The following is a 10101-nucleotide window of genomic DNA, read 5'->3' as shown; positions in this document are numbered from 1 at the left end:
CACTCCGGCCCGGGCGCCCCCGCGCCCCCCCCCGCCACCTTTCCTGTTCGGCGGCCGCGAGGTCCTGCTAGTCACCCTTGGCGCGGACGCCGTCGGCGATGCGCTTGCCGATCGTCTCGTCGATGTTCGACCAGTACGTGAACGCCCGCTGGAGGACCGGGTCGCTGACGCCGTCGAGCAGGTGACCCACGACGTTGTCGACCAGACGGTCGCGGGCGGCGTCGTCCAGTACCTCCCGGACCAGGGTGCCGGGCTGGCCCCAGTCGTCGTCCTCGGGGTGGGAGACGTACGCGGCGCGGACGAGCTCGCCGTCGGCCTCCCAGGTGGGCGGCGGGCCGAAGGCGGCGGGGTCGGCGACGGGGCCGCCCTTGGAGTTCGGGGCGTACACCGGGTCGGACGTCTTCCGGTAGGCCATCGCCCCGTCCTTGGAGTACGTGTGGACGTCGACGACGGGGGCGTTCACCGGGAGCTGCTGGTAGTTGGCTCCGATCCGGTGCCGGTGGGCGTCCGCGTAGGAGAACAGCCGGGCCAGCAGCATGCGGTCCGGGCTCGGCCCGATCCCGGGAACGAAGTTGTTGGGCTGGAACGCCGCCTGTTCGATCTCGGCGTGGTTGTCGGTCGGATTGCGGTCCAGGGTCATCCGCCCGACCGGGATGAGCGGATAGTCACCGTGCGGCCACACCTTGGTGAGGTCGAACGGGTTGAAGCGGTAACCCGCGGCATCCGCGTACGGCATGAGCTGCACGTACAGGGTCCAGCTGGGGTACTGGCCGTCACGGATGTGCTCGAACAGGTCGCGCATGTGGTAGTCCGTGTCGACGGCGGCCATCTGGTCGGCGTCGTGCTGGGTGAAGAACTCGATGCCCTGATCGGTCTTGAAGTGGTACTTCACCCAGAACCGCTCGCCCTTGGCGTTGATCCACATGTACGTGTGCGAGGTGTAGCCGTTCATGTGGCGCCAGGTCCGGGGGATGCCGCGGTCGCCCATCAGCCACGTCACCTGGTGGGCGGACTCCGGGGAGAGCGTCCAGAAGTCCCACTGCATGTCGTGGTCGCGCAGGTTGCTGTCCGCACGGCGCTTCTGGGACCGGATGAAGTGCTGGAACTTCATCGGGTCCTTCACGAAGAACACCGGCGTGTTGTTGCCGACCATGTCGTAGTTGCCCTGGCTGGTGTAGAACTTCACCGCGAAGCCGCGGGGGTCGCGCCAGGTGTCGGGGCTGCCACGTTCACCGGCGACCGTCGAGAAGCGAATGACCAGGTCGGTGCGGGTGCCGGGCTGGAAGAGACCTGCCATGGTGTAGGCGCTGACGTCGTCGGTCACCTCGAAGTGACCGAACGCGCCGCTCCCCTTGGCATGCGGCTGGCGCTCGGGGATCCGCTCCCTGTTGAACTGTGCCATCTGCTCGATCAGATAGGCGTCCTGCAGCAGGACCGGTCCCCCGGGCCCCACGGTCAGCGAGTGCTCGTCGCTCTCTACGGGGGCACCGGAGTCGGTCGTGGTGAGGGGTGGCTTCTGCGTCATGACTCTGCCTTTCTCCGCACGGAGCAGTCGGTGCCGGTCTCTGCGGGGACTCGCAGTCCTCGCGGTGCCCGGGGACCGGTGTCCGGTGTCCTGGGACCGGGGGCCGGTCGGGGCGCCCATGGCCGCGCCCCGGGGCGGCGCCGTACAGGCGCGCTCGCGTCCCCGCATCCTTCGTGTTGTCCGGAGCCCTCCGGCTCTCAGCGAGCGGGTGACCCGGCGTGGGCGAGGCAAACACCGAGCGCCCGGCGCCCGGTGCCCGAGCCGCGTGCCGACGGTGGTCCGGCCCGGCTCTCCGGGATCCAGCCTGGTCCCACCGGGCCGGAGCCGCCACTCGGGAGACGGGGACGCTTTCCGAGGCGGCCCGCCGCCGGTCGTGTCCCCGGCCGGGGACGATCGTTCCTCAAGGCATGAAGAGGATCATCACTGCCGCCGCGCTCGCTCTGACGGGCGTGGCTCTCGCCGCCCCTGCCCACGCGGACGGAACCGGCCCCGGCCCCTCCCGCGACCTCGCCACCAAGGTCGCCGGGGCGCTGCCCAAGGCCGCGGTGGCGGGTCTCAACGCGGCTGCCACGTCCATGACCACCGGCCTGCAGGACCGGCCCCCGGCCAAGTAGGTTCTGTCCGGCAAAGAGGTCCGTCCGACCCCGACCCGGTGCGTGCTCGGCGGCCCGGGGCGGGGGAGCGACCTCTCGCGCCCTGTCTCCGAGCCCGACGACTCCCTACCGGGGCGAGCGGCGTGGCGGCGGGCCGGTGAGCAGGTGGCGCTCGTGGGACGCGTAGCGGCTGCGTTCGCGGTCGGCGGACCGCCTGCCGGCCAGAACGGTGGTGAGCCAGCCGGCGAGGAAGCCCGCCGGCACGGAGACGAGCGCGGGCGTGTTGTAGGGGAACCAGGCGAAGTCGGCGTCCGGGAAGGCGGACAGCGGAGTCCCGGAGACCAGGGTGGTGCCGGGGGCCAGGGCGAGCACGGTCAGCGAACCCACCACGAGGGTCGCCAGCAGCGCCGTGCGCGTGTAACGGCGCCAGAAGAGGGCGTAGAGGAGCGCGGGAGCGATGGCCGAGGCGCCGAGGGTGAAGGAGACGGTCGCCAGCGGCTGAAGGCTGCGGTGCTGGGCGAGGACGGCCAGGAGGATGGTGGGGATGCCCACGGCGAGGGCGCTGCACCGGGCGAGGGTCAGTTCCCGGGCCGGCGCCGGGGGAGTGGCGCGGGACGCCGTCAGGTCGTGGGCGAGGGTGTTGGCGCAGGCCAGCGTCATGCTTGCGACGGAGGCGAGCAGCGTGAGGAAGACGGCCGTGGTGACGGTGGCGAAGAGCAGGCTCTCCGGCCGGGACAGACCGGCTCCGAACGCGGCACGCGCACCCAGCAGATAGGCGGTCGTGCCGTGCGCGTCGGCGGCGACGATGCGGTCGTGACCGACCAGCGCGGTCGCGCCGGTGCAGATCAGCGTGAGCATCAGGACGAAAAGGGTCACGGAGGAGACCGCCCAGGACATCGCCCGGCGGACCTGGCGCGGGGTGCCCGCCGTGTACATCCGCATGGTGACGTGCGGCAGGCAGGCGCCGCCCAGCACGATGGCGCACTGGGTGCTTGCCATGTCCAGGGCCGGATGCGGGCTGCTGGAGTACTGCAGCCCCCAGGTCAGATAGGCGTCACCCGCCCCGCTCCGCCCGGCCGCCGCGTGGAACAGCGCCTGGGGCTGCCAGTCGAACGCGCGCAGGATCAGCACGCTCACCACCAGCCCCGAGCCGAGCAGCGCCACGGTCTTGATGATCTGGACCAGCGCGGTGCCGGGCATCCCGCCGAGCGCCGCATAACTGATCATGAGGACACCGGCCCCGGCCACGCACCCGTTCTGCATTCCGGTGTCGGAGAACCCGAGGACGTACGCCAGGAGTTCACCGACACCGGCGAGCTGGACGACCATCATCGGGACGAGCGCGGTCAGGGTGACCAGGCAGGCCGTGACGCGGACCGACCGGGCCGGGTGGCGGCGGGCGAGTGCGTCGCCCATGGTGTAGCGGCCGGTGTTGTGGAGGGGTTCGGCCAGCAGGAACATCAGCAGGAGCAGGGACAGCAGGGCGCTGAGGGCAAGGACGATGCCGTCGTAGCCGCACAGGGCGATGATCCCCCCGATGGTGAGGACGGTGGCGGCGGAGATGTAGTCCCCGGCGATGGCCAGCCCGTTGCGCAACGGTGAGAGGGTCCGGTAGCCGGTGTAGAACTCGGCGAGGTCGTCCGCCTCCGGGCCGGTGAGCACGCACAGCAGCAGGGTGAGGGCGACGACCGAGCAGAACGCGACGAGGGACCAGGACTGGGCGGAGCCGCCCAAACCGGTCACGGCGCCTGCTCCCGCTCCGCGACGGCCACGCCCGTCTGACGGCGGGCGCGGCGCGCCAGCGGATCCACGAAGCGGTGCGCGGCGGCTTCGTGGAGAAGGACCGCCAGCCAGGTCACAGGGATCTGGACGAGGGCGAGGACCAGTCCGGTGGGCAGGCCGCCGGGGCCGGGGCGGGCCATCAGGGAAGGTGCCTTGACGGTCAGCGTCAGGAAGGCGGCGAAGTAGCCGAGCGCGGTGACGGTCGCCACTCGCCGGTGCCAGCGGTACGCCCGGCGCAGCAGGCGCAGGGTGCGGTGGGCACCGGAGCGAGGGCCCGCCGGAGGGGTGTCGTACGGCTCCTCGCCGGTCGACCAGGTCGGGGACGGGCGGTCGTAGGGAAACCGGTCCGAGGGTAAATCGGGGACATCATAGGACATTTCGACAACTCCTCGGTGGGGACCGCGGACCCGGCCGTGACGGGTCGCGAGCGGGGAGAGCGGTTCGGGTAGCCGCACATCGTGCGGCCTGGAGGTCGTGGGAAGCCGTATGCGCCGGTCGTCCGGGGTGCGGTCTCCTGGGGGAGCGGTCGGGTGAGCAGGGCGCCATGGTCTCCGGCGTGGGCGTGGTCCGCCAGGGGTGCGGCCGGAGTCGGTGCGTGCGGTCCGCGGTGCGCGGGGCTGACGTTGGGATCTCGGTCGGGAGGTGATGAAGCATGGGCGGAGTGCGGGGTGGCGCGATTCGTTCGAAAAGTGCGCCGTCGCACACCCCATGAGCCCCAGGCCGCCCGCCGGTTGGCCCGCCCGCACGGGGCGCGACTGTGACGCACTTCATGGGTGGCGTCGGTCTCGGGCCGCGGCTCGATCCGTGCGGCGCTCAACTCCCCAAAGGTGCAAGGAGTTTGCGGCGCAACGATCTGGTCCGGGTGGCCCCGCGCCTCTGTCGCGCAAGTGCCGGAAGGAACTGTCGTGGCTTTCTTGGCACATGAGGCAACCCGGGAGTTGTCGAATGCGAAGTACATTGCAATGACAGTGTCTTGACCACAAGCCTGTGCAATCAGGCATGTTTCGGACACTTCACCCATTTAATGGCTTTCTGTGAAAGATGCGTGCTATGGGCGCCTATCTGACTCCTCCAGCCGTAGTACAAGGCGAACATGCCGTGAAGACCGGCGAGATCCTCTCCGAGGTGCGCAGCCGGCATCCGCAGGCGCCGTGGCTCTCCCGGATCGACGGCATCGCCGCGAGTACCGGGATCGACTCCCGCGGGTGGATGCTCCCGCTGGAGACGGCCGCCGCGCCCGGCAGCGGGACGGGCCTGCGAACTCCGGGCACCGGACCGGCCCGTGCGGCACTGGCCCACCACGGGTTCACCGAGCAGGAGGTGAACCGCGCGATCGCCGCGCTGGAGGCGATACCGGCGCCGCAGACCATCCAGGAGCGCACCGCGCCGGCCTGGGCGGCCGTGCAGACCTACGCCGAGCGCGCAGCCCGTGAAGCCCTGCGAACCGCCGGACTGGACACCGCCGACGTCGACTGCCTGATCACCAGTCACTCCACCACCCCGGCCCTGCCGGGGCTGGACCTCTCCCTCCTCAACCGCCTCGGGCTGCGCAGCGACGTACTGCTGCTGCCGGCCACCCAGTGGGCCTGCATCGCCGGCACCCGGTCGCTGGCGCTGGCGGCCGACCTGGTCGCCGCGGACCCCGACCGGGTGGTGCTGGTCGTGATATCGGAGGCGCTGAGCACCACCTACCAGCCCGCCGACGACACGCTGGAATCACTGATCGTGCGGCTGCTCTTCGCGGACACCGCGGTCGCCGTGGCGGTCACCGGACGCCCCCGGCCGGAGTCGGTCCTGCGGCTGGACGCGGCCTGGCACCACACCCTGCCCGGCACCACCGACCTGCACCGGCTGGAGACCCGGGAGGACGGCACGCATTTCGTGATGGACCGCCGGGGGCCACGCGCCGTCCAGGAGACGGTGGCCGCGATGTGGGAGTGGCTGCGCGCGCGGCACCGGGACGACGGGCACTCCTGGCATCCCGATCTGCTGCTCGCGCATCCGGGCGGGACGCGGGTGCTGGAGTACATGGAGCAGACGATGCCCGGGTGGTGGCCGGAGGGACTGCTGGCCCACAGCCGGGACAGCTACACCACGGGCAACCGCGGCGGTGCCGCCGTACTCGACATCCTGCGCCGTGCGCACGACGCCGGCCAGAAGTCGGGCAGCCGTACGGTGCTCTACGCGGCCGCGCCCGGGCTGACGGCCACGGCCCTGGAAGGGGAGTGGCTGTAGCGGAAAGCCCGCTGCTCTCAGTGCGGCACCGGCTCTCGCTGCGGCACCGGCTCTCGGTGCGGCACGGGCGCTACCCCTCCAGTTCCGCCCAGACGGCCTTGCCGGTGTCGGTCCACCGCACCCCCCAGCGCGTGGTCAGCTTGTGGACGACGTGCAGACCCCGCCCGCCGTCGTCGAGCAGCTCACCGCGGCGCAGGCGCGGCCGGCCGTTGCCGGTGTCCCCGACCTCGCAGGTCAGCCGGCTTCCGGCCCGCACCAGCCGCACCGTGACGGGCCCGGTGCCGAACCGGACGGCGTTGGTGACCAGTTCGCTGATCACCAGCAGCGCGCCGTCCCGGGCCTGTTCGCCGATGTGCCAACGGCGCAGAAGGGGCGAGGCCAGGGAGCGGGCGCGGGCGGCGGTGTCGTCGCGAGCGGGCAGCCGCCAGGTCGCGGTGTCCCGGCTGCGCCGCCCGGCCATCCGGGCGAGCAGCAGGGTGACGTCGTCGCGCAGCGGTTCCTGCGGGCCCAGCCTGGCGACCACGCGACGCGCGGCCTGCTGCAGATCGTCCCAGGGATGCACCTCGCGCACCACGTCCGTCAGCCGGCCGATGCCGTCGTCGATCGAGGCCGCCGGATCCTCGACCAGGCCGTCGGTGTAGAGGACGAGAAGCGAGCCGGGCGGCGCGGCGAACTCGTGCACCTCGAACGGCTCCCGGACGACGAACTCCGCTCCGAGGGCGGGGTGCGGCTGCGCCGCGACGGTCTCGGCGGTGCCGTCGGGATGCACGAGGACAGGGGGCAGGTGGCCGGCGTTGGAGATCAGCACCCGGTGGTCGACCGGATCGTAGACCGCGATGCAGCACGTCGAGCCCAGCGCGCTGTATCCGGCCGCGAGGCCCGCGTCCGTGTCGTCCAGCAGCGTGACGGTCTCGTCCAGCCGCTCCAGCACCTCCCCGGGGCCCAGCCCCGCCGACAGCAGCGCGCGTGCCTCCATGCTCAACTGGCCCATGGCCGCCGCGGCCCCCAGACCGTGGCCCACGACGTCACCGACCACCAGCGCGGTACGGTCCCCCGGCAGCGGAAAGCTGTTCACCCAGTCACCGCCGACACCCGCACTGTCCGGGGTGGTGGGCTCGTACACACTGGCGACCTCGATGGTGTCGCTGCCGGCCCGCGGCAGCAGCCGCCGCTGCAACGCCAGCACCTGGGCGTGCTCACGCTGGTGCTGGCGGGCCAGGTCCACGTGCCGGGCGGTCTTGGCCACGAGTTCCTGCAGGTCGAGCAGTTCACCCTCGCCGAAGCGGCACTCCGGCCGCCGCCAGACCTCCGTCACGCCCAGCACGATGGGCCTCGGCGTGCCCTCCAGCCCCTCCACGACCAGCGGAATGCAGGCGACGCTCACCGGCAGGTTGCCGGGCACCAGGGCGCGCACCAGCCGCGGATCGTCCAGTGCCCGCTCGATCGCCGCACGGTCCGGGAAGACGACCGCCTGCGGAACGTCGTCGCGCATGACCGCACCGGCCAGCAGACGGCTCGCCTCCCGGGGGAGGTTGTCCCCGGGAGTCAGGTAACCCTCGGGCCAGGCCCGGTCCGGCACCAGGGCCGCGCGCCGCAGCCGGATACGGTCCTGCGCCTGCTCGGTGACCGCCTCGCCGGTCCACACGGCGTAGTCGAGGTTGACGGCGGCCACGTCCCCCCAGGCCAGCAGGGACTGGGCCAGCGACTGCGTGGTCTCCCCGATGTCCAGGGACGTCCCGATCGCGGTGGCCGAGGCGTACAGGTGCAGCCGCTTGGCCATGGCGATCAGCGAGACCGTCAGGCCCTCCTGCGGTGGTGCGGCCGGCAGGATACTCATCGAGACCACCAGCTCCGTCCCGTCGTCCCGCCGCAGGCGCTGGACCCGGGCGACATGCGCCTCCCGCGTCTCGAGGACCCGCCGCAGCCGTTGCGTGACCGTCGGTACGTCCCCGGGCGGCAGCAGATCGGCGAAGGCGGCCCCCGGCGCGGCACTCACCCCCGCGAACGGGGCGGCGTCCAGATTGGAGCCGTTGATCCTCAGATCCCGGCCGAGACCGACCACCCCGAGGATCTGTTCCCCGCCCTCGGCCTCGCCGTCGCCCCCTGAGGCGTGCCGCTTGCCCACCGCCGTCGCTCCGCCCTTCGGGATGTAGTCCCCCAGGGCGCCGCTGACCGTGTCGAACGGCGAGGCAGAGGAGGGTGTGGGGTCCATGCGGCTCACACAGTTCGCTGACTCCGGCGCGTACCGGCAGATCTTCCCGAGTCCATGCGGGCAGGTCCCGAGAACCCTCTCCCGCACATCTCATGGGTAACACAAATACCCTGCTCACCGAAGGGAGAAAAGTGATCAAAACAACACAAGCAGTGAGTGATGCCGCCGCCGGCTCATTGTAAAGGTTTCTTTAGAAAGATATCTTTACATCATGGACCGGCGACAGCTCACCGACCCGCGCGCGCTCCGGGCGTACGCCCATCCGTTCCGTCTGACGCTCATCGGACTGCTGCGCAGGGAAGGCGCGATGACCGCCACCAGGGCGGCCGAACTGACGGGGGAATCGGTGGCCGGCTGCTCGTACCACCTGCGGATGCTGGGCAAATACGGGCTCGCGGAGCAGACGCAGGAAGGACAGGGCCGGGAGAAGCCCTGGCGGGCGACGGCTTCGTCCACCTCCTGGCCCGGCTACACGGCGGACCCCGAGGTGCGGGAAGCCGCCACCGCGCTCGGCCTCGCGGTCGTCGAGAGGTACTTCACCGAGGCGACCCGGTGGCTGGAGAACCGGCACACCGAGCCCGCGGACTGGCAGGAGGCGGCACCCCTGGGGGACGCCACGATCTTCGTGACCGCCGCCGAGCTCAAGGAACTCGACGAGAAGGTGTGGGAGCTGCTCCAGCCCTACATCCGCCGGGCCGAGAACCCGGCACAGCGCCCTGCCGCAGCCCGCCGCGTGTCGTACGTCCACTTCGGGCACCCGGCGCGGGAGTTCGGTACGCCGACGCAGGGCGAGGCGGAAGAACCGCACGCGTGAGCGCGGCCGGGCGGTTACCCGCCCTGTTGCGCGAGCGGGCATTCCGCCGCTACTGGACCGGGCCGACCGTCTCGCTCTTCGGCGACCAGATCACCCAGATCGCCCTGCCCCTGCTCGCCGTCCTGGTCCTGGACGCGGGTCCCGCGCAGATGGGGTGGCTCACGGCCGCCGGTCTCCTGCCGAGCCCGCTCTTCTCGGTACACGCCGGTGTCCGGGCGGACCGCAGCGGGCGACGCCGGCACATCATGATCGCCGCCGACCTCGGGCGGGCGCTGACACTGGTCTCGGTCCCGGTCGCCTGGGCCCTGGGCCTGCTCGGCCTCGGCCAGCTCTACGCGGTCGCGTTCACGGTCGGCACCCTGGGCGTGCTGTTCGCCGTGTGCAACGCCGCGCTGTTCGTCTCCCTGGTGCCCGCCGAACGCTACGTCGAAGGAAACTCCCTGCTCAACGGCAGCCGGGCCATGTCCTATACGCCACCACCGAACTCGGTCTCAGCCCAGGCCTCCTGGGCGCCGTGCTCGGGTGCGGCGCCGTAGGCTCGGTGATCGGAGCCCTGCTGACAGGCTGGATCGTGCGCGGACTCGGAACCGGCCGGTCGGCACTCCTCGGCCTCTTCGCCTTCCCCGCGCCACTGGCCCTGGTCCCTCTGGCTCAAGGCCCCGTCCCCGTCACGGCAACATGCCTGCTGCTGGCGGAGTTCGGCTCCGGATTCGGCGTCATGCTCCTGGACATCGCCGGCGGATCCCTGACCGCGTCGCTGATCCCTGACCGCGTCGCTGATCCCCGACGCCCTGCGATCCCGCGCCGCAGGAGCCGCCCGCCTGTTCAACTACGGCATCCGCCCTGTCGGCGCACTGGCAGGCGGCTGGCTCGGCTCGACGATCGGCCTGCGCCCCACCCTGTGGATCGCAACTGTGGGCGCACTGCTCGGCCTTGCCTG

Annotated in this window: 8 protein-coding genes; 4 read left to right on the top strand and 4 right to left on the bottom strand. The window is 71.6% G+C overall.

Going from position 1 to position 10101, the window contains the following annotated elements; all coding sequences use genetic code 11:
* Positions 1–67: 67 nt before the first annotated feature.
* The gene (locus tag ABT137_RS35830) at positions 68–1525 is read right to left on the bottom strand and encodes a catalase (RefSeq protein ID WP_351715311.1); all 1458 of its coding nucleotides are present in this window, start codon (positions 1523–1525) and stop codon (positions 68–70) included.
* A gap of 407 nt (positions 1526–1932) precedes the next feature.
* Between ABT137_RS35830 and ABT137_RS35825 the strand changes: the two genes are divergently transcribed.
* Entirely contained in the window at positions 1933–2139 is a 207-nt protein-coding gene (locus ABT137_RS35825) for a hypothetical protein (protein WP_351715310.1), read from the top strand.
* A 105-nt stretch (positions 2140–2244) separates the two neighbouring features.
* On the opposite strand, the gene ABT137_RS35820 is transcribed toward ABT137_RS35825, so the two are convergent.
* Both ABT137_RS35820 and ABT137_RS35815 read right to left on the bottom strand, forming a co-directional pair.
* Positions 2245–3861 (bottom strand): sodium/solute symporter, encoded by a 1617-nt coding sequence (locus tag ABT137_RS35820; protein ID WP_351715309.1) that lies wholly within the window; start codon positions 3859–3861, stop codon positions 2245–2247.
* Positions 3858–4277: a DUF485 domain-containing protein gene (locus ABT137_RS35815; protein WP_351715308.1), complete on the bottom strand. Its 420-nt coding sequence runs from the start codon at positions 4275–4277 to the stop codon at positions 3858–3860. Before ABT137_RS35815 ends, ABT137_RS35820 begins: the two co-directional genes overlap by 4 nt.
* A 673-nt stretch (positions 4278–4950) precedes the next feature.
* Between ABT137_RS35815 and ABT137_RS35810 the strand changes: the two genes are divergently transcribed.
* Positions 4951–6135, top strand: a complete 1185-nt coding sequence (locus tag ABT137_RS35810; protein WP_351715307.1) for a beta-ketoacyl-[acyl-carrier-protein] synthase family protein — start codon at positions 4951–4953, stop codon at positions 6133–6135.
* Positions 6136–6205: 70 nt separating this feature from the next.
* Here ABT137_RS35810 and ABT137_RS35805 read toward each other — a convergent pair whose 3' ends face one another.
* Complete coding sequence (locus ABT137_RS35805) at positions 6206–8347, bottom strand: ATP-binding SpoIIE family protein phosphatase (RefSeq protein WP_351715306.1); 2142 nt, start codon at positions 8345–8347, stop codon at positions 6206–6208.
* Between the two features lie 211 nt (positions 8348–8558).
* Between ABT137_RS35805 and ABT137_RS35800 the strand changes: the two genes are divergently transcribed.
* Positions 8559–9161, top strand: coding sequence for a winged helix-turn-helix domain-containing protein (locus ABT137_RS35800; RefSeq protein ID WP_351715305.1), 603 nt, complete (start codon positions 8559–8561; stop codon positions 9159–9161).
* Positions 9158–9697 (top strand): MFS transporter, encoded by a 540-nt coding sequence (locus ABT137_RS35795; RefSeq protein ID WP_351715304.1) that lies wholly within the window; start codon positions 9158–9160, stop codon positions 9695–9697. Before ABT137_RS35800 ends, ABT137_RS35795 begins: the two co-directional genes overlap by 4 nt.
* Positions 9698–10101: the final 404 nt, after the last annotated feature.

The organism is Streptomyces sp. NPDC001980 (assembly GCF_040296885.1).
Classification (GTDB): Bacteria; Actinomycetota; Actinomycetes; order Streptomycetales; family Streptomycetaceae; genus Streptomyces.
Note: the sequence above shows the minus strand (reverse complement) of the source record. Positions and strands in the feature narration are given on the sequence as shown.

Coding starts and splice junctions, on each gene's coding strand:
- ABT137_RS35815 (WP_351715308.1), bottom strand. CDS start 4,277: ATGTCCTATGATGTCCCCGATTTACCCTCGGACCGGTTTCCCTACGAC.
- ABT137_RS35825 (WP_351715310.1), top strand. CDS start 1,933: ATGAAGAGGATCATCACTGCCGCCGCGCTCGCTCTGACGGGCGTGGCT.
- ABT137_RS35800 (WP_351715305.1), top strand. CDS start 8,559: ATGGACCGGCGACAGCTCACCGACCCGCGCGCGCTCCGGGCGTACGCC.
- ABT137_RS35830 (WP_351715311.1), bottom strand. CDS start 1,525: ATGACGCAGAAGCCACCCCTCACCACGACCGACTCCGGTGCCCCCGTA.
- ABT137_RS35805 (WP_351715306.1), bottom strand. CDS start 8,347: ATGGACCCCACACCCTCCTCTGCCTCGCCGTTCGACACGGTCAGCGGC.
- ABT137_RS35810 (WP_351715307.1), top strand. CDS start 4,951: ATGGGCGCCTATCTGACTCCTCCAGCCGTAGTACAAGGCGAACATGCC.